Origin of the sequence: Bacteroides sp. MSK.20.82, from assembly GCF_019052485.1 — a bacterium.
GTDB lineage: Bacteria > Bacteroidota > Bacteroidia > Bacteroidales > Bacteroidaceae > Bacteroides > Bacteroides thetaiotaomicron.
Map to the genome: position 1 here is coordinate 166,783 of NZ_JAHQUN010000010.1, position 19,630 is coordinate 186,412.

A 19,630-nucleotide genomic window follows, 5' to 3' on the forward strand; every position below is an offset into this window, starting at 1 on the left:
TTTAATTCATTTTGAATTTATCAATGATAATTATTCCTTCTTTATTTATTTTACCTGAATACCGAACTGTAGATAATTCGGAATCTTTATCTTCAAAAGAAAGTTCAACAAGTTTTCCTACAACAGGATTATCCACTTTTATATAAAGAGTTACAGGCTTTTCTACATTCAAACAACGCTGTTTCATACCATTTTCATCAATCCAATATGCATCTATTATATAAATAGTTTGATTATCATAATTAATTTTTACAACAGATTGAAAACTCTCTTCCTCCTTATATTCCTCCCACCAGAATCCGTCTGTCGTATCCATCCTTCTATCCAGTCTAATGGTTCTATTGATATCCAGTCTTGTTGGAGATATAAGAAAACGGGTAAGCATAGGACTACTTTCTGTCGCATTCATAATTTCATCATAACAATAAAGATACGCTTCATCAAAAGCAAGTTCACGAAACATCATATCGTCTATGCTATGCAGTATCTTCCCCCAAACCGGAAAAGGTTCTGCATGAGAAAAGAAAGCGGGACGCTGCCGGTCCGTATCAACAAGCATCATATCCAAAATACAATTGCTGCCATTAGATTCCATTTCTATATATATGTTTCCTCCTAACATTCCTGTTACAGGTCTTCCTTTACGGTCTATATTACGGGAAAAACAGTATTTATACTTTAGTAGATTGCATTTGTAGCCATTTATTTCCAATATTATTTCTGAATTCATGACGACTTGTTTTATGCATTTGACATTACATCTCAAACTTAGCAAAAAATCAAGAAAGACAATGTTTAAGGAGCATTTTTTATGCACCATATGCTCAATAACACATTTTATGTCTTTCGGTTACATTAAAATACAACACCTGTTAGGGATATGTTCATGCCGGACAAATAAAAAAGGTTCGGTCGTCTCGTAACAACCAAACCTTTATCAGCAAGCAATCTACGGAATATAGAACAGTTCAAACTCCTCTTTTCTTCTTCTCTCTATGCTTGGAATGACTTTCCCCCGATAACAACGGAACGATACATATTCCTTGTAAATATCCCGGTTGCCGCTGTCCAGTTTCTGAATCAGTTTGCTTTTAGGTATCTTGCCGTTTCCGATCAGACGGTAACAGCCTACATTAAAGCCTAACAGACTTAAAAGAAGCGAGTCTTTCCCATATTTTCGGAATACCTTCAAACACCGTTCAAGGTCGCATCTCAAAAGTGAGTCTGCCTGTGCCTCACTCAGGTTCTCGGTCAGCGTCTCGTGGGGAAGCAGGCGGTGTCCGTAACCGATGTAAGGCATTTTCCCCCGGTGCCAGCCTTCCCACCGCTTGATGCAGGCTACCGCCTTATCTTTGTCAGACGGGGGATTTTCCGCCTTGCCGTACAAGACAAGTAACAGAAAGATCATAACAGCCGGTATTCTTTTCATGCAGCCTCCTTGTTATTTTCTTCATCCGTATCCTTTCCATTAAAATCATATGTCAATTGTTGCAGATTCCCCCAATTATCTTCAAGATAGAGGTCTATGGTCTGGGATTCCTTGCCGCTTTGCGAAGTATAGTAAAGACGGAATTTCCATTCGTTCAGCAGATAACGGTCATTGGGCTTCAGTACCGTTCCGTCCTCCATCTTCAGACTGCCCTTGCCGTCCGGCTGGAAATACCTTAGCGTATAGACAGTTCCGGCAAAGTTCCCTTCCGGCTTGATTTCCAGCCGGATTTCCACAGTCTCCCCATCGGTAATCTCATCCGCTACCGGCATGGTTTCTACCGTAAACGGGTATTCCTGTCTGATATCCAGCTCATTGTCACAAGCAACAAGACCAAGAAAGGAGAATGCCATACAGCAGGCTGTCAGCATAAAATCAAGGATTTTTCTTTTCATGGGTATGTATTCTTTTAAGGTTAGAAAATGTATTTTACTCCGATTCCATACTGGAAGTGGCAGATTCCCGAGGCACTGCCCCACACGAAACGCTCACGCAGACGTACCAGCAGAACAACCCTGTCGGACAGGTATCCTTCCGCTTCCAGCGTTACCGCGCCGCCATAAATGAAAGACTCGCATTGCTGCAAAACGGCTCCGTCATCCAGCAGCCGGTCTCCTTCGTTCACGGTCTCATAGCCCAACAGGGCGGAAGCGCCGAGGTTCAGGAAGAAGGACTTGCCGGGGGTGGAAAAGAACGTATGGTAATAACCGCCTTCCCCCGTATATTGCGACAAGGGTATATGCGTACTCCGGTAAGGGATGTTACGTTTCAGCATCTCACCGCCAAACATCCACTGGTTTCCGTTCCCAGTACAGGTGGATACAGCCAGCGAGAAGGCATAGCCTGCATCGTGACGGTTTGCCCGGCTGTAAAATCCGTCGGCCATTTCAGTGGTGAAGCGGACGGCTTTCATTCCCGGCAGGCGGCGTTGGGCTTCTGCCTGCCCCGTAAAGAGGGCAAGCAGGAGGATAATAAAGAGGAAGTTTCTTTTCATGGCGTTCATCTGACTTTCAGTTCATTGACGGTTTCTGCGCGTACCAGATCCTCATTCTCCACATCAAAGGACTGATGCCGGCCGCCTTGCTTCTCATACATTTCCACTATCAGCTTCTTGTCGTCGGGAATGGTGAACTTGGGCAGGGCAAACACCGTCCGCTCGTTCTTCTTCCCGTCCACACGGGTCACATAGTTGAAGGCACGAAGCGGATAGATGACCTGTTCCTGCATGGCGGTACGTTTCATGATTTTCTTGTCCACGATCTTGAAGGTCACGAAGTCCACGTCGAAAGGCACGTTCGTGGCGTTCTTCACTTCGGTATGGAAATAGATCAGTTCGCCGTGCGCATAAAGTCCTTTAAGCAGATATTGCACTCCGAACCGTTTGCAGCCGATGTGCTTGACCTTGCGTTTGTTCTGTTCATACACGGATTTCATGATCAGCCGTACCAGACGGGGAGACTCCCCGGAGAGTTCCTGCAAGTAGATTTCCATCGCATTGTTCGGACGGTTCACGGCCTCTCCGTCATGGATGAAGTCGCACATTTCCACATTCAGCAGCAAAGGCTCGTCGGCATACTTGACATTGAATGTATAGAAGTTGCCGTCTTCGGTAATTACGCTCATGTTTGTCTCGCTCCGGAAATGTTTCCGGGTTGCCTTCACACGGATCACATTTTCCGCACCGTCCGCCTTGCCCGCTATCAGATTGGGCGAACCCAGGTCCACATATCTCACGGGAGAGGGAAAAATAATATGTACGGTCTTGTCATATGTAATTTCCAGACCGTGCGGAGGAATCATCCGGCTGAATCCGATCTTGCGGCTCAGTCCTTCATAATAATCCCCGCTGCTCTGCTGCGCGTATGCAGCCACTGTGCCCGCAATCAGGGCAAGCATCATCAGAATCTTCTTCATGTGTGTTTCTTGGTTGATTGGTGAATAAATGGTTGATTTCCTTTCCTCCTTCATTTTTCAGGAGAATGCAGCAACAGCCGGTGCCCGGCCTTCAGAGTGATTTTCACCGTGCGCATCTTCTTGCCCACATATTGTGACATACCCTGTATCACCCCCTTGCCCACATCCGAGGCAATCTGCGCTCCGGCATCCGTTGAGATATTGATGCTGCTTCCTATAGAGGTGCCCATGCCGGCAGCAATCTCACGTGCGGCATCATACTCCATCGAGTTCGGTACAAGGATTCCCTGCTGCCCGTCAGCGTCATACACTTCGAGTTCCACCGGGAACAGCGTGCCCCTGTACTCCACCGTCTCGATCAGGATTCCCATCCGTTCCCCCTCGACACGTGTGCCGCCGACCAGTACCGTACCTTTTGGGATAAGGAGATCGTCCACTGCCATCGGCTCAAGCAGGCGGATACGAAGTGCCTGTCCGTCAGATACGGTCTGCGTGCCATGCACACAGGCGGCGATGGTGTTCCTGCCGGAAGATGGCATTTTGCCTACCGGGGTGTGGAAGCCGGTATTTCTCTCGCCTGCATATCCGGAAGCAATGTCTTCATTGCCTGCAGGCTGGGCCAGTGATGACACCATCCGGTTCTGTACCCGTTTTACAGGCCGGACAGCCGTCCGTTCTTTCCGGCTGTTTGGGGCATTTGTTGTAGAGGAAGCATCCGGCTCTTTCCCGTTGTAGCGGGCAGCCAGCTCGTAGGACTTTTCCAGCAGAGCCATCTTTTCTTCCAGGGTCTGGCCTTCCGCCTGTTCTTCCGCCGGCTTCCTTTCTTTTTCCAGATCCTCAATACGGCGGAGCAGATCGGCATCTGGCTGATTTTCATTCCGGGTATATACAGTGCCCAGCGAACGGTTCATATTCCGGTAAGCTTCTGTAGAGGAACGGATGGAGCCGGGGGCTTTCCCCTTTTCCGGTTCCGGCGGAAGTTCCATGTTTGCTTTTCCTGCGGTAAGACCGGCAGTATCCTGACCGTCCTTGTTGAGCAGTTCGGACATCTCCTGGAAGGTTCCCCTGCGCCATTTTTCCTTTTTTGCCAGTGCTTCCTGCTCGTAGGCGCTTACCTTGTTGCCCTCCATTTCCGAATCTTCCGGTGAAGGCATCTCCACGTTGAACCCCCTGCCTTTTTCCATTTCCGCCTTCTCCTTTTCCGACGGGCTGAATACCAGCAGGAGGAACCCCATGCACAGCAGGCAGAAAAACGGATAGACAATATACTTTGCGCGCCGGCGCTTCTCTTCGGGAGTCAGCTGCTTGTCATTTGACACTCCGAGCCGTTCCCTGATTTTCTGAAAGTCCATTTTCATGTTTATGGATGTTTGAATGAATGTTTCTTGTTCTTTCCGGCCGGAACACGACGGAACGGATATGTCCCATTGCCGGTCTTTGGCCCGGCTCCCCGAAACGGGATACACAGGAGAGAATCGAGTACAGGCAGGAGACAACAAGCAGGAACGAGGCCGTGCCTGCCAGAAGGATGCGCTGCTTTCCTGTCAGCCGCCGGCAGAACAGCCGTACCCGGCTGTCCGCATGGCCGAAGAATCCGCGTTTTCCCCTCATCGTTCCGCACTTCTTATGTCCTTATTCTCCAGCACGGTAAACTGCTCGATAATGAATCCGTTGGGATTGTCATCCGAACGCCCTGTGTTTTGAAGCGAGCAGGAAGTTACGAGGCTGCGCTCGGTCACGTTGCTTTCACGGATAATCAGCTGCCGGGCGTATGTCCGCACCTTGTAAGGGTAGGCGGCAAAGTCGCACACCACGCTGTCCACATGCACCACCTGGTTGATGTTGCCTGAAATCAGGCGGTTGTAATACCCTCTTTCGGCAAAATCCACATAGTAGTGATAGGCACTCTTGTCTGCCAGTTGCAGGGCACGGTTGATATTGTGCTCGATGGCATCCTTCTGGGGTGAGAGCGAGAAAAACAGTTCGTGAAAGCGCCTTACATGTTCCCGCGCCTCGGCAGGCCTGTTCTGTGAGAGGTCCTGCGAAAGGGCCATCATCAGCGATTTGCCCCCGTCAAGCACATAGATTTTCTCGCGTTGCTTCTCGGCAAAGCGGTATGAGCTCCACAGCGCATATCCGGTAACGAGCGCACAGCAGCAGGCAAAGACCGCCAGCATCAGGCGGATGCGCTTGAAGCTGCTCTCAATGTTTGTCAATGACTTGAATTCCATTTTTTTTGATGTCTGGTTTGAATGAATAAATATTTCCGGTATGACGGGACATCCCGTTCCGACAGGTCACCGGACCCGCCATCTTGGGTTGCCCGACTCATGGGAAGGAGGCTCCGCAGGGTTTATTTGCCCCTCAGCCTGCCTCCGATATTCCCCAATACGGCACCGCCTGCTCCGGCTGCAAGGCCGCCTGTCTTGGTGGCCGTACGGTTCAGGTTACGGCTGAAGTTTCCGGCACCGCCTGCCTGCACTATCCAGCCTGCTACCGTAGGCACGGTGAAGTATCCGATAATCCCGATCAGCATAAAGATGATGTAGACACTGTTCGAGTTGTCTATCGAGTAGTCCGGATTGTTCTGCAGTTCCTGAATGTCATTCTGAAGCATCAGTACCTGAAGCTTGGCAAGCAGGGTGCTGAACAGGTCGCTGACCGGAAGCCACAGGTAAACGGAAATATATCTCGTGAACCACTGTCCGAGCGTGGACTGGAATCCGTCCCATACACTGAAGGCGAACGCTACCGGTCCCAGTATCGAGAGTACGACCAGGAAAAAAGTCCTCACGGTGTCTATCAGCAGCGATGCCGCTGCGAATATCAGCTCCAGCAGGCTGCGGAATGCATCCCGGATTTTCTTTTCCAGATTATACATCCCGACTTCCACATACATGCCCAGCCGGGAGGCGGTATCTATGGTTGACCAGCCCAGTTCATCCAGCTGACGGTCAAACTCCTCGTCACTTACCAGATATGCTGTTTCGGGATTGCGGAGCATGGCCTCCTTTTCCAGTTCCTCCTTTTGGATCCGGTACTGTTCCATATCCATCGTCTGTCCTTCGAGCATCTTGTGTGTGCCCTGCACGATGGGACTGAGAATATTGTTCAGCGTGCCGAGCACCAGCGTGGGAAAGAGCAGAATGCAGATGCCTATGGCAAAGGGACGCAGCAGGGGATAGACATCTATCGGTTCGGCACGTGCCATCGACTGCCATACACGGACGGCAACGTAGAACAACGCACCCAGTCCGGCAAGTCCCTTGCCCACGTCCATCATGTCCTCGCAAAGGGGAAGCATCTCGTCATACAGGGTTGCCAGTATGGTGTGCAGGTTGGCAAAATCTATCGACAACGGCATCATGGCTACCAGTATTTGGAGGTTTCATTCCCATAGAGCCGCATCACACGTTCCAGGTCGTTCTTCTTTCTGGCCCTGAGGTAGCTTACGGCTATGTTCTTGTTCGTATAATAGCTCACAAGGTTGCGGTAACGGCGCATCTCGTAATAGCAGTTGTCCACCACGTCCATACGGTCCTTGTCGGTCATGGACAGGGTACTGACATTGATAACCTGTTTCAGGTCCTGCAACACGCCGTTGCTCTCTTCCAGCAGGCGGGTGTAACCGAAGGCGATGGCGTCCAGTTCGCGCGGTGAGAAGTTTTCATCGTTCATCATCTTGCCGAAGTTGGTTACATAGATGTCGGACACGTCGCCCACCATCAGGATGATGTCACGCACCTTGCGGGCATCCTGTATCAGGTTGTTGACCGATTTCAGCTGGTCGTAATATTTCTTGGCCTGCTCATAGATCTTTACTGTCTCGGCAAAGCTTTCTGCCGTATTGACTGCCGTCTTTGAGGTATGGGCGATATTGTCCGACATGTTTATGATGCTTTGGGCCAGATTGCCGGGATCTGTCACCACCCATTGGGCGCGTGCTCCGGTAACGCCCAGTACAAATGCCGTTCCGATCAGAAGCGTTCTTGCCTTCATGCCCGTTCCTCCTTCCTTACATAGTCTCCGCCCGGTGAGAATGTCAGCACGTCGGCTGCCTCATTGTAGGACACATCGACACGGTAGCCCGTATTGACAAACAGGTTTCCGTTTTCTTCCACCAGCAGGTAAGTCTGCGGCTTCAGCCTTCGGGTTCTCCCGCTACGGGAAAACACCGTCACCTTATAGCATTCTCCTTCCTTGTATACCAGCACGTCAGGTCTGCCTTCCACGCTGGTCCACGTTCCGCAGATCTTGTCGCGGTCGATACCGCTTTCCGAACAGCTCTGCAATATCATGGCGGCCATGCTTATCAGACATACCGCCAGCCTCATAAGGGGTCTGTTTCTCATAATCGTTTTCATTTCGGGTTTGATACCTGTTTCTGTTCCTCTCGCTTTTTCTCCGCCAGACGGCGGATGGCTCCTTCCAGACTGCCCTCCGGCAATCCGGCAATCCGTTGTACTTCCAGTTTCTCCGACTCCTCGGTCGTGAACGTGAAGTATTCTTCCTCGCTCACTTCCGTGGCATATACTGCCGAGCAGGTTCCTCCAAGCCCTATCCATACTTCCCGGTAGAAGCGCCCGGGATGGTTCGCTTGGTTGATGGAAAGAATCTGCCCTTTCTCTTTCTCGGTCAGACCGAGCAGCCGCTGGATGTGCTCGAACTTGTTCATGTATTTCCGCTGGTCAAGCAGTATCTTGCAGTCAGAGTTGTTGATGATGGCCTCTTTCACAATCGGGGAGCTGATGATGTCGTCCACCTCCTGTGTCACCACCACAGCCTCGCCGAAATATTTTCTGACGGTCTTAAAAAGGTACTTGATGTATTCGCTCATATTGGCGGACATCAGGGCTTTCCAGCATTCCTCTATCAGTATCATCTTACGGATACCTTTGAGCCTGCGCATCTTGGCGATGAAAGTTTCCATAATGATCAGTGTCACCACCGGAAGAAGCACTTTGTTGCTGCTGATATTGTCCAGTTCGAATACGATGAACCGTTTGCCTGTCAGGTCCAGTTCCTTGTCGGAGTTCAGCAGGAAGTCATAGTCTCCGCCCCGGTAGAACGGTTCCAGAACGTTCAAAAAACCGTCAATGTCAAAATCCTTCTCACGCACCTTTTTCTCTTCAATCATTCTTCTGTAGTCATCGGCGACAAACTCATAGAAACCGTTGAAGTCCGGTCTGATGTTCCGGTTCTCCGAAATCTTTCGGATATAGGCGTTCACTGCTCCGGAAAGAGCGACCTCCTCCGAACGTTTCGGCGACTCGTCCTCCCGTTTCCACAAGGTCAGTATCAGTGTATTGATACTGTCACGCTTCTCCACATCGAATTTTCCGGATTCGGTGTAGAACGGGTTGAAGGATATCGGATTGTCCTCTTCATACGTGATGTAAATCCCGTCCTTCCCGTTGGTACGGTCATGGATCATCCTACACAGCCCCTGGTAGCTGTTTCCAGTGTCCACCAGCAGGATATGCGCTCCCTGTTCGTAGTATTGGCGGACAAGGTGGTTGGTGAAAAAGGATTTTCCGCTGCCCGAAGGCCCGAGAATGAACTTATTTCTGTTGGTGATGATTCCTCGCTTCATGGGCAGGTCGGAAATATCCACATGCACCGGTATCCCGTTCTGGCGGTCTGCCAGCCGGATGCCGAACGGACTGGGCGAACTTCTGTAATTGGTCTCTCCGGCAAAGAGGCATACGGCCTGTTCCAGGAAGGTATAAAAGGATTCTTCGGATGGAAAGTCGCCTGCATTTCCGGGGATTCCCGCCCAATAGATGACCGGTGTGTCAATGGTGTTATACCTTGGCGTGCATTCCATCATGGCCAGCTGGCTGCCCGTGTCGTTCCTGATGCGGCGGAACTCTTCCGCATCCTCCGCCCAGGCGATGACGTTGCAGTGGCATCTGACGGGAAGCACTCCTTTGGTATGTGCCTCATCAAGATACATCTCCGTCCACTCCTGGTTAACGGCATTGCTCCGGCTGTATTTTGACAACGAGAGCATATTGCGCGAGTTTTTCTCCATCATCTGCAGGATTTCCTGTGCGTCGTCGATGAACACGTATTGCGAATAGATGTGGTTGCATGACAGCAGCAGTCCTACGGGTGCGGCAAAGGAGAGGCGGCAGTCGCTGCGGTCCGTGGACATCCTCTCGTAGCGCATGTCCGTGGAAAGTCTGCCGGGCAGGTCTTCCGTATCGGAAAGGGTATGCAGGCAGAGGCGTTTGTCGCCGATGCGCATCCTGCCGGGCTTGAGGCAGATGTCCTGCAATACGGCAGTCTCATCCTCCAGCGAGAGGGAAAAGTATTTTTCCACCAGTCCGGGACGTTCCTTCGTTCCGGTGATTTCGTCTGTTTCCAGACGGCGAAGCCTTATATGTCCGGAATCATTCATAATACGCTCGAACTGTTCCACCGCCTCAAGAAAACGGGCGGCAGCATCCTTGTCGGTTATCTCTTTGGGCAACAGGAATCCCCGGCAAAGGGTATTGAAGTCACTCTTCCGGCGGCTGCGTTCGCGGGTTGTCTTCGTCAGGAACAGGTAGCATTTGTGATTCAGGTAAGGTCTTTCATTGAAATGCAGCTCATAGCTGCGTGTCAGAAAGCTCTGTTCTCCGTCATCGGTCTTCGGACGGTAGGTTTCCTTGACGAACCAGTCCTGTTTGCAGACGACACTATGTTCCGGCAATACCTTCACGGCTTTGATCCAGGAGGAGTGCATTGCCTCATACTCGTCCGCCGTTACCGTGTACAGTTCGGGCAGTTCCACTTCGAAAGCCACGGTCAGATCGGCGTCCTTGCTCACGATACAGCCGTTTTCTACCGACAGCAGGGGGAATCTGCGTTCCAGCGTTTCCGCCTTTAATACATTTCTCATGATTGTTGTTTTTTTCTGCTTCTTGTGAATAATCTGAAAACTCTCTTGCGGTGAATCAGATAGCGTGGATGCCGTTTTTCAGCCAGCAGCTTCATCAGCCCGTGTTCACCGTAACGGGCATTCAAACGGAATATCACCCACACCAACAGGCTGCCGGACAGGATTCCGAAGGATAAGCATATCCATTGGTCCACCCCCGTCAGGTAAAGAAAGACTACCATAAGGAGCACCATCGCAAGCCCTCCGGCAAAGACGAACAGGTATTGCGACTTGAGTCCTTTGAACTCGACGGGGTTGCCGGCACCTTTGTTTACCGGATATTCCATAGGCTTTAGAGGAAGAAGGAACGTAAGATGGTGGCGGCTACGATCAGAAAGATACAGGCAAAGAACCAGCTGGCGGCGGTTTTCGAAGTGTCAGGATCTCCGCTGGAAAATTTGCCATAGGTCTTGATACCGCCTACTAGACCAAGCACCGCACCGATGGCATAGCATAGTTTGGTGGCGGGATCGAAATACGAGGTCATGAGGCTGGTTGCCTCGTTGATACCCGCAAGGCCCTGGCCCTGCGCAAAGGTGTTTGCGGCGATGACCGCACACATCACAGAAAAAAGGATTCTTCTTTTCATTGTCGAATCGTTTGGGTAAGACATAAATTTGAATTCGACAACAAAGATAAATGGGGATAATGCGCTATGATTCAGAGGTGTCATCAGATGTCATCAAATGTCATCAGATGTCCTCTTTAAGCATAATATTTAAACGATAATTTTGGTACAAATATGGATTGTTTAAACTATTACATAGTTTTCTGTACTTCTGTACCATTATATAATTACCATTACAAAAGCCGGCAAATTCCATAAAGTTGATTTCTTGTCAAATACGACTATTATTGATATTGAATTAAAATCATTATATTTGCATATCAAACGCAGTTTTATGGCCAATGCAAACAGGTTAAAACAGTGCATCATGTAATGTAAAGAGCACGCCTTGAATAAAGTATTTTTAAGTAATATATCTGTTTATATTCAAGAACAATCAGACAGAGAACAATCACCTTCATACTTAGTAAGTATGAACAATGAAATTATGGTGCTTAAACAAAGCGAACAAAATATAAGGTCGTAAAATAAAGCATAATGTAACAAGTGCTTACAGGCAAAATATTTAATCAGTTAGTGTATGAAGAAAAACCTTAAAGATTTATATTGCCAACGCCCTCATGTCGTAATAGTTGGAGCAGGTGCTTCAAGAGCGGTCATGGGAAAATCTTGCCCAACGATGAATGAAGCCATTGAACAGGTCGGGTTAGATGGAATCCTTAAAGGATTTATGCTAGAAACGAAAAGCAGGAATCTTGAAGATATATATAGTGAGCTGTTTAGGCGTGGTGATGAGTGTAAAAATGCACGGATAGCAATGGAAAAAAAACTTTATGAATATTTTTCAAATGTGCAGCTTCCATCCTTCTTAACCATCTACGACCTTTTAATTCTTTCGCTCACAGAAAAAGACTGCATTGTATCCTTCAACTGGGATAGTCTTCTTATCCAAGCATATAACAGAGTGGCAAAGATTACCCGGAATAGACCGGAAATTCTGTTCTTGCATGGAAATGTGGGAGCTGGTGTGTGTAAAGATTGCATGACCTTTGGTCTTATACAAAACTATTGCAGAAAGTGTGGCAAACCGTATAACGTTGTTCCTTTGCTGTATCCTGTAGAACAAAAGGATTACAACAGCGACATCTTTATCCGTGACCAATGGAACGTTGCAAAGTACTATATATCGAAAGCAGGTAAGGTAACAATCTTTGGGTATAGCGCACCTTCTTCTGATAAGGAGGCAAGTGAAATACTTAAAGCTGCGTTCTCTAAACATGATGGTGTTCACAGATTGGATGCAGTGGAGATAATAGAACGTCCCGGATTCAGCGCAAATGAAATATCAGAAACTTGGCAGTATTTCTTTTCATTGACCAATTACCATTCTGATATTGTGGATTCCTTTTATAATAGCAGTTTGGCGCAGGCACCTCGCCGTACCTTGCAATACCAATACCAGCAATATATTAAAGGATGGTGGGGACAACCAAAGATACACTTCTCAAAACAAAATACTTTTGAGTCGGTGGAAACGCTTTTAAAACCACTTCTTGTAAATGAAGAACAAGGAGATTATTCTATAATTTAAGTCAATAACACTAACATTATCATTACAACCGGATGAATAGACTTGTTATCATAGGAAACGGATTTGACATGGCACATGGCTTTAAAACAAGTTATGTGGATTTCATCAACTGGTATTGGGACCAACGAGTATATGCTTTTGCCGGTAATACTACAAATGTATCAGAAGATTGCCTTTGTCGTTTGGTTATCAAAGATAATGTAAATATTAATTGCTGGAATGTTTTTGTCTTCACCCACTCATGTTTTTTTAAAGACATCTATCGTAAAGAAAGATACTCAGGTAGTGAAGTTATTCAGTATATCAAGGATCAGCCGGATGTTTTCTCTATTGAATGTTGCCCATTTTTCAAAACTATTCTGCAATCAATAGAGGTCAAAGGATGGGTGGATATTGAAAACGACTATTATCAACTGTTGAAAGCGGGAATGGATAACCCGGATTGTGATTATACGATCGGTGAGTTAAATGAGCAATTAGTATTTCTTCAAGAAAAATTAATTGAATACCTCCATACAATACAAACAGGCAATGTAAGGGATGACCTTCATAATGCAATAATTGACTTCTTTGACCCTGCTGATTTCTCAACAGAAGGAAAAAAGAAAGCTTTGGATAACATTGGATTTGACACATCTAGCTTTGCAGAAGTTAAATACAATAATGGAGAACGCAAAAAACTTCTCCCTAAACGTATCATGTTGTTGAGTTTCAACTATACAAAAACAGCTAAGATGTACAATAATTTCAATATTACCCACAATTATATTCATGGTGAGTTAGAAAAGCCTGAAAATATAATTTTTGGCTATGGGGATGAACTTGACAAAAGCTATCAGTCTATTCTTGATATGAATGACAATGAGTTACTTAGAAATCTCAAATCCGTTAAATATTTAGAAACAAGACATTACCATGATTTGCTGGAATTTCTTTTAGCTGCACCTTTTCAAGTTTTGATAATGGGGCATTCTTGCGGAAACTCAGACCGAACATTACTAAATACCGTCTTTGAACATGAAAACTGTGTTTCTATAAAGCCGTTTTATCATAAATGGGAAGATGGCAGCGATAATTATTTGGAACTGGTTCAAAATATTTCCAGAAACTTTACTAATATGAAGTTGTTTAGAGATAGAGTTGTGAACAAGGAACAATGCAAAATCATGTAATAGAGCTCTAAATTTAAATGTGATTTCTATGATATCTGTTATGCACATAAAGTGCGACAAAATATTGTATAAAAGGAAGTAGGAAAAACGGATTTTCATCCATTGGAAAAAGTAAGGAGCTGACTTGGTAAACAGCTCCTTATTTTTTATAATTTATAGGCTTGCAGAGAAATTTTACTTAATAAATTAAGCTATAGTTTTTCCTGTTAGCCAATTAGGATAATTTTATTCTTTTACTTTTGATTCGTAAGCAACTGTGAGGAAGTATCCAATTTTCTGAGTTGTCCCCGTGATTTCTATGTTTTAAGTTTGTTTCTTCCTATTACTCTTACCAAAAGACAAACTTCAACCTTTTTCATGGATTATAAAAAAGACAAAGTCGGGGCACATAATAAAGATTCTACATATAATATTTAACGCATATGGAATTTTTGTAGCATAATAGCATTTACTTTCAGACCAGATTCCTCCAGTCAGTAACATGTTTGCTTTCTTTCCTCTCTCTTTTCAAAGGCAACGCATTCCCCTCCTTATCCACATACTTCCCCATCAGTTCCTCAATCAGCTTCTTGTTCTCCACCTGGGAGGAGAACAGTTCAAACATGTCCGTTTCCCGGATGGAATGCAGTGTCATGGCCGCCCTGTATGATTTGTTCTCGTCCGAGCCGGCACCATTCAGGTTAAGCAGCACGTCGCCTACATTGAGCAGGTCAGCAGGAGTAACCATCGGAGCAATGGCTTCCGTTTCGGGAGAGCGGCTGTCCAGTTCCTCCTGTTCTTCTTTCAGCATTCTCATCTCCTCCAAAGGCAGTTTGCATTCCACTTCATCTTCCGGAATATCCTTATCCGCTCCGATAAAATCACTTCCGGTTTCCAGTTGCTGGCTCATGTAAGGAGCGACGGTCTTTCCGGCATTCTCGTCCAGATAGACAAATCGGGTAGCTCCCATCACATCCTGTGCATTTCCCGGTTCACCGTTGTCTTTTTCTGCTTGTGGCCGATTGCGGGGAGTATAAAGCAGATCACAGATTTTACCTATTCTCTCTTTTTGTTTCCATACCTTATATAACAGATAAGCGGTACAGCCGAACCGTATTGATAAATAAACTATTTCTTCCATTCTATTGGCTTTTGAGTTGCTTCTTGATTATATATTTCATTGATGATATGCTGATACCTTTCCAGATGGTCTGACAGTACACTCCCTAAAAACATGGGGACAGACATTTCCGGTGCAATGACCGGCAATACTTTGGCAACAGTCCTGTACAATGTATCGTTAATATAGGTCTGCCTTCTTGCTCCCGATAGTTTCACTTTCAGAAACCGGCTCCGGTATTCATCTGAATCAGCCGCTCCATCCGGTGTTTTTTTTATTTGCTGTCTGGAAGAACCGCTTTTCTTCTCCTGTTTCTCCGGACAAGGTCCAGCCTGACTTTTTGTTTCCGGCTCCTCTTCCGGAGGAACCGTTCTTTCCAAAGCGGTCACATCTCCTGCCATCATGCGTTTCAATGCCTCCTCGTCCACTTGGTAATCCGTTCTTCTTTTAGTGGTCATAATTGTTTTTATTGAAGTTTCAGTATGGTTTCTATTTCCGCTGCCAGCAGGTCCAGACTGCTTCCTTTCATTGCGGAGGAAGATGGAGGGAACAAAGTGCTGCGGAACAGAGGCCCTTTCATTCCGGAGTCTTTTTTGTAACGTTCTGCACTGGGAATGACGGTTTCCAGTACCGGCAATTTCAGCGAACGGAAAATTTCAGTATAGCCGTTATACAGGTCTTTGGAAACACGTTTGTCCATCCGGTTCCAGAACATATGGATACCACGCAAGGGTACATCCTTATGTCGGTGCATGTATTCCCGGACGGCAAGGACAAAAGACATACTGCTCCGCATTGCCATTCTTTCCTGCGTGATGGGGGTGAATACATAATCCATATTGATTACGGACTGGAATACACCGGGCACATTTACGGTACCCGGAAGGTCAAAAAGGACAAGGTCATAATCTAGCTCCGACTTTTCAAGAAAGCGTCCGGCCGTTTCCCGGGCTTCTTCCGGAGTGGAGTTCAGGATGCTGTAGGCTTTCCTACCGCTTGCTCCGAACTGTTCCACCAGCTGGTTTTGCAGATGCACGTTCTTTTCAATGTTTCCCACTTCCCAGTTCCGCATGGTACTGATGCTGTGCTGTGGATAATCACAATCCACCACCAGTACGTTATACCCCTTCAGGTAATGGAAGTAACTGGCGAGCAATACCGTGAACGTGGATTTTCCCACACCGCCTTTCTGGTTGCTCAAAGCGACAAATAAAGGTTCTTTCTTCATAGGCTTGAATTTAGAGTGTATAATTTGTTTCATATCTGTCCGGATTTTTTCGTTTCATCACACGGCAATGCATCCGTTGGTATACGGCAATGACGCATTGTTTGCCGGTTTGCATGAATACATTGCATACCATATTGCACCAGTGTAATACCGGTTGCCGATGGGCATTGCCATATAAGGTGCATTGCATTCATGCAATATGGGGTTCAATGTATCCCATACTGCATTGCACGGATGCAATGTATTCCGTCATGCAGGATTGTCGTGCAGCATATATGGCATTGCACATATATGGATGATGCCGCATTCACACCATGCACCACCTGTGGCAGGCAAGCAATACCCCTTACAGGACAATGTTTCAATGTATGCCCTCATGCACTGTGCCAAAAGTAGCGGCTATTTTTGAAACTTCCACCAACATTTCCCCTACCTGACATCAGATGTCATCAGATGTCATCAAATGTCATATCAAACGCTGTTTACCAATCGGTTATCACTGTCTAATTTTGCAAAATCGGAATCAGACGATGGAAAAGAACTGACTTCGTCGGATCACAGCGTTCCGTGAACGTCGCGCAGCAATCCGACGAAGGAGGGTTCTCTGTTCAAGCGAACAGAGCAAGTTGTGTTTTCGTCCGACAAAAAGTCTTTTGTCCGACAAAAACAACTAGCCCGGCTAAAAGCCGGGGGAATCCGCTCCAAAGTCGCGGATTCCGGAAGAGAAAAAAGTACAAACCAAAAATCTCATGTGCATGGAGAAAACAACAGGGACAAGGACGGGCAGAAAGCCCAAGAGTGATCCGGCGGACCGCAAGTACAGCTTCCGCCTGAACGCCGAGGAGAACACAAGATTTGAAAAATTGCTGGCGGATTCGGGAGCCGGGGACCGCACGCTGTTCATCAAGAAATCCATCTTCTCGGGACAGATTAAAGTTGTGAAAATCGACAAGGCGACAATGGACTACTACATCAAACTGACCGAATTCCACAGGCAGTTTCAGGCCGTCGGAAACAACTACAATCAGGTTGTCCGGACCTTGAAGAACAATTTCGGGGAAAAACGTGCGATGGCATTGCTCTACAGGTTGGAGAAACTGAGCATCGAACTGATGCTTGTATGTAAAAAAGTCATGGTGCTAACCCAGGAATACGAGCGGAAATGGTTGCAAAAATAAGTCACGGAACAAGCCTTTACGGAGCACTTGCCTATAACTACGACAAAGTAACGGCAGGTACCGCCGAGATTCTTTCGGGCAACCGCATGATTTCCGACAGATTGGGATTGCCCAGTGAGGACATACGTCTGGCATTGCTCTCTTTTGAGAACTACCTGCTGGCAAACCGCAATACGGAGAAGCCCGTCCTGCATATCTCCCTTTCTCCGGCACCGGAAGACCAGCTGACTGATGGGCAATTGGTAGAGTTGGCGGAACGGTATATGCAGAAAATGGGCTATGGGAATCAGCCGTACATAGCCTACAAACATGCCGATACCCATAATGCCCACATTCATATCGTTAGTGTCTGTGTAGACGGACAGGGAAAAAAGATCAGTGACGCCTACGAGCACCGCCGTTCCATGACCGCCTGTCGGGAACTGGAAACGGATTTCGGCTTGCGCAACGGAGCGGACACGGAAAGGCGGAATCCGAAAGCGGAACTAAAAAAGGTGGATGCTTCCTTGGGGGATGTCCGCCATCAGGTAGGCAACACCCTTAAAGCCGTACTGGAAAGCTACCGTTTCCAGACTTTCGGGGAATACAGCGCACTGCTTTCCACACTCAACATCGAGGCGAAACAGGTCAGGGGGGAGTACACCGGCATACCCTACACCGGCATTGTCTATTCTGCCACGGATGATACCGGCAAGGTGGTCAGTCCGCCGTTCAAGAGTTCACGTTTCGGAAAACGCTTCGGGAATGAACTGTTGGAAAAGCGGATGTTGATGAATCTGAAAGCTCTCAAAGAGGGGAAATGGGCACCCTCCATACAGGCGGACATCGCCCGTGCCTTGCGGCAGGCGGATTCACGGAAACGGTTTGTGGAACTGCTGGGGCAAAAAAATATTGATGTGGTGTTCCGTGAGAATGAGCGGGGACGTATCTACGGTGTCACCTTCATTGACCACGACCGACGGGAAGTGTTCAACGGTTCACGCATGGGCAAGGAGTTTTCCGCCAATGTGTTCAACGACTATTTCAAATGGTTGGAAAACATACCCGAAAAGGAACGGGGCGGACATTCCGCTACAGAACTTCGGCAGCATCACCGCCACGAATCCGGCAGCACGCTCGAACTGGCGGCGGGCATACTTTCGATGGAAACCAACCCGCGTGACTATGAGGAGGAAGCCTTTGCACGCCGCATGAAGAAAAAGAAGAAGACCGGACGCAAACGTGGCATTTAGACAAAACAAGTATCAACCCATTTATATACAATTCTTATGCAGCAGGAAGACGATTTGAGGGCGCTTGCCAAGATCATGGAATTTGGCAGGGCCGTGAGTATTTTTCTTTTGGTGGTACACGTCTATGTGTATTGTTATCCGAGTATCACCGCGTGGAACTTGAACCTTGCGGTGATGGACAGGATTTTGGTGAATTTCAATAATACGACCGGGATTTTCAACTGCATTCTCTGGAGCAAACTGTTGGCAGTGCTTCTGCTGGCCGTTTCCTGTCTGGGTACGCACGGAGTCAAAGGTGAAAAGATAACCTGGCCTAAAATTTATGCGGCGCTGGTGGCAGGATGCGCACTGTTCTTTCTGAACTGGTGGTTGCTTGAGCTGCCATTGCCGCACGCGGCAAATACCGCATTCTATATTTTTACTCTTACGGCAGGCTATCTCGCCCTGCTGATGTCGGGGCTATGGATGAGCCGCCTTTACAGGCACAACCTCATGGAAGATGTGTTCAATATGGAAAATGAGAGTTTCATGCAGGAAACCCGACTGATGGAGAATGAGTATTCGGTAAATCTCCCAACGAGATTCTATTATAAAAAACGCTGGAATAACGGATTTGTCAATATTGTCAATATTTTCCGTGCCTGCATGGTTATCGGAACACCGGGTAGCGGCAAGTCCTATGCGATAGTCAACAGTTACATACGCCAGCTTATAGCCAAGGGCTTTGCGATTTACATCTACGATTACAAGTTTGATGACCTGTCCACCATAGCCTATAATTCTTTGTTGAAGAATATGGACAAGTACGAGGTCAAGCCCCGGTTCTATGTCATAAATTTCGACGATCCGCGCAGGTCTCACCGGTGCAATCCTATCAATCCGGAATTTATGACGGACATTTCCGATGCGTACGAGGCGAGCTATACGATAATGCTCAATCTCAATCGCACCTGGATTGAAAAGCAGGGTGACTTTTTTGTAGAATCCCCCATCATTCTGCTTGCTGCAATAATCTGGTATCTGAAGATTTACAAGAACGGGATTTATTGTACGTTCCCGCATGCGGTGGAATTACTGAACAAGCCTTATTCGGACCTGTTCACCGTCCTGACTTCCTACCCGGAGCTGGAAAACTACCTTTCTCCTTTCATGGATGCATGGAAAGGAGGGGCGCAGGATCAGCTCCAGGTGCGCCCGTAAGGGCATATAATAAATATAGCTTTGGCAAGCTATT

Annotated in this window: 21 protein-coding genes and 1 pseudogene; 5 read left to right on the top strand and 17 right to left on the bottom strand. The window is 47.2% G+C overall.

Annotated features, from left to right (window positions below):
- Position 1 precedes the first annotated feature (1 nt).
- The 14 genes from tssD to KTR07_RS11955 all read right to left on the bottom strand — a co-directional run bounded on the left by tssD (position 2) and on the right by KTR07_RS11955 (position 11,001).
- Complete coding sequence (gene tssD, locus KTR07_RS11890; RefSeq protein WP_234163615.1) at positions 2-730, bottom strand: type VI secretion system tube protein TssD; 729 nt, start codon at positions 728-730, stop codon at positions 2-4.
- A 219-nt stretch (positions 731-949) separates the two neighbouring features.
- The gene (locus KTR07_RS11895) at positions 950-1,429 is read right to left on the bottom strand and encodes a glycoside hydrolase family protein (RefSeq protein WP_005858664.1); all 480 of its coding nucleotides are present in this window, start codon (positions 1,427-1,429) and stop codon (positions 950-952) included.
- Positions 1,426-1,884: a DUF3872 domain-containing protein gene (locus KTR07_RS11900; protein ID WP_004288765.1), complete on the bottom strand. Its 459-nt coding sequence runs from the start codon at positions 1,882-1,884 to the stop codon at positions 1,426-1,428. The genes KTR07_RS11895 and KTR07_RS11900 overlap by 4 nt, the downstream gene beginning before the upstream one ends.
- Before the next feature lie 20 nt (positions 1,885-1,904).
- Positions 1,905-2,492, bottom strand: coding sequence for a conjugal transfer protein TraO (locus KTR07_RS11905; RefSeq protein ID WP_011964857.1), 588 nt, complete (start codon positions 2,490-2,492; stop codon positions 1,905-1,907).
- Complete coding sequence (traN, locus tag KTR07_RS11910) at positions 2,489-3,403, bottom strand: conjugative transposon protein TraN (protein WP_151853376.1); 915 nt, start codon at positions 3,401-3,403, stop codon at positions 2,489-2,491. The genes KTR07_RS11905 and traN overlap by 4 nt, the downstream gene beginning before the upstream one ends.
- Before the next feature lie 50 nt (positions 3,404-3,453).
- Positions 3,454-4,761, bottom strand: coding sequence for a conjugative transposon protein TraM (gene traM, locus KTR07_RS11915; RefSeq protein ID WP_151853375.1), 1,308 nt, complete (start codon positions 4,759-4,761; stop codon positions 3,454-3,456).
- Positions 4,712-5,014: a hypothetical protein gene (locus tag KTR07_RS11920; RefSeq protein WP_151853374.1), complete on the bottom strand. Its 303-nt coding sequence runs from the start codon at positions 5,012-5,014 to the stop codon at positions 4,712-4,714. The genes traM and KTR07_RS11920 overlap by 50 nt, the downstream gene beginning before the upstream one ends.
- Positions 5,011-5,634, bottom strand: coding sequence for a conjugative transposon protein TraK (gene traK / locus KTR07_RS11925; protein ID WP_004288760.1), 624 nt, complete (start codon positions 5,632-5,634; stop codon positions 5,011-5,013). The genes KTR07_RS11920 and traK overlap by 4 nt, the downstream gene beginning before the upstream one ends.
- Before the next feature lie 122 nt (positions 5,635-5,756).
- On the bottom strand, positions 5,757-6,770 hold the full coding sequence (traJ, locus tag KTR07_RS11930; protein ID WP_005802642.1) for a conjugative transposon protein TraJ: 1,014 nt from the start codon (positions 6,768-6,770) through the stop codon (positions 5,757-5,759).
- Between the two features lie 2 nt (positions 6,771-6,772).
- Entirely contained in the window at positions 6,773-7,402 is a 630-nt protein-coding gene (locus KTR07_RS11935; RefSeq protein ID WP_004288758.1) for a DUF4141 domain-containing protein, read from the bottom strand.
- Positions 7,399-7,755: a DUF3876 domain-containing protein gene (locus KTR07_RS11940; protein ID WP_032936879.1), complete on the bottom strand. Its 357-nt coding sequence runs from the start codon at positions 7,753-7,755 to the stop codon at positions 7,399-7,401. Before KTR07_RS11940 ends, KTR07_RS11935 begins: the two co-directional genes overlap by 4 nt.
- A gap of 8 nt (positions 7,756-7,763) precedes the next feature.
- A complete protein-coding gene (locus KTR07_RS11945) occupies positions 7,764-10,289 on the bottom strand; it encodes a TraG family conjugative transposon ATPase (protein ID WP_117596900.1) in 2,526 nt (841 codons plus the stop codon).
- The gene (locus tag KTR07_RS11950; RefSeq protein ID WP_117596898.1) at positions 10,286-10,615 is read right to left on the bottom strand and encodes a DUF4133 domain-containing protein; all 330 of its coding nucleotides are present in this window, start codon (positions 10,613-10,615) and stop codon (positions 10,286-10,288) included. The genes KTR07_RS11945 and KTR07_RS11950 overlap by 4 nt, the downstream gene beginning before the upstream one ends.
- Before the next feature lie 5 nt (positions 10,616-10,620).
- A complete protein-coding gene (locus tag KTR07_RS11955; protein ID WP_007838794.1) occupies positions 10,621-11,001 on the bottom strand; it encodes a DUF4134 domain-containing protein in 381 nt (126 codons plus the stop codon).
- A 475-nt stretch (positions 11,002-11,476) separates the two neighbouring features.
- On the opposite strand from KTR07_RS11955, the gene KTR07_RS11960 reads away from it, so the two are divergent.
- On the top strand, positions 11,477-12,487 hold the full coding sequence (locus KTR07_RS11960; RefSeq protein ID WP_036632171.1) for a hypothetical protein: 1,011 nt from the start codon (positions 11,477-11,479) through the stop codon (positions 12,485-12,487).
- 32 nt (positions 12,488-12,519) lie between these two features.
- Positions 12,520-13,659, top strand: a complete 1,140-nt coding sequence (locus KTR07_RS11965; protein WP_217290528.1) for an AbiH family protein — start codon at positions 12,520-12,522, stop codon at positions 13,657-13,659.
- A 454-nt stretch (positions 13,660-14,113) separates the two neighbouring features.
- Here KTR07_RS11965 and KTR07_RS11970 read toward each other — a convergent pair whose 3' ends face one another.
- The 3 genes from KTR07_RS11970 to KTR07_RS11980 are packed head-to-tail and all read right to left on the bottom strand — an operon-like array spanning position 14,114 to position 16,019.
- Positions 14,114-14,779 carry a DUF4122 domain-containing protein gene (locus KTR07_RS11970; RefSeq protein WP_005802631.1) on the bottom strand — a complete coding sequence of 222 codons (666 nt, stop codon included), beginning with the start codon at positions 14,777-14,779 and terminating at the stop codon, positions 14,114-14,116.
- Positions 14,767-15,216, bottom strand: a complete 450-nt coding sequence (locus KTR07_RS11975) for a DUF3408 domain-containing protein (protein ID WP_004288745.1) — start codon at positions 15,214-15,216, stop codon at positions 14,767-14,769. The genes KTR07_RS11970 and KTR07_RS11975 overlap by 13 nt, the downstream gene beginning before the upstream one ends.
- A gap of 8 nt (positions 15,217-15,224) precedes the next feature.
- Positions 15,225-16,019 carry a ParA family protein gene (locus KTR07_RS11980; protein ID WP_151853394.1) on the bottom strand — a complete coding sequence of 265 codons (795 nt, stop codon included), beginning with the start codon at positions 16,017-16,019 and terminating at the stop codon, positions 15,225-15,227.
- Positions 16,020-16,741: 722 nt separating this feature from the next.
- Here KTR07_RS11980 and mobA point away from each other — a divergent pair.
- The 3 genes and pseudogenes from mobA to KTR07_RS11995 all read left to right on the top strand — a co-directional run.
- Positions 16,742-17,164: a conjugal transfer protein MobA gene (gene mobA, locus KTR07_RS11985; RefSeq protein ID WP_005858641.1), complete on the top strand. Its 423-nt coding sequence runs from the start codon at positions 16,742-16,744 to the stop codon at positions 17,162-17,164.
- A complete protein-coding gene (mobB, locus tag KTR07_RS11990; protein WP_005858639.1) occupies positions 17,149-18,396 on the top strand; it encodes a conjugal transfer protein MobB in 1,248 nt (415 codons plus the stop codon). The genes mobA and mobB overlap by 16 nt, the downstream gene beginning before the upstream one ends.
- Before the next feature lie 36 nt (positions 18,397-18,432).
- Positions 18,433-19,584 (top strand): annotated as a pseudogene (locus KTR07_RS11995) (YWFCY domain-containing protein); the annotation flags it as partial.
- Positions 19,585-19,630: the final 46 nt, after the last annotated feature.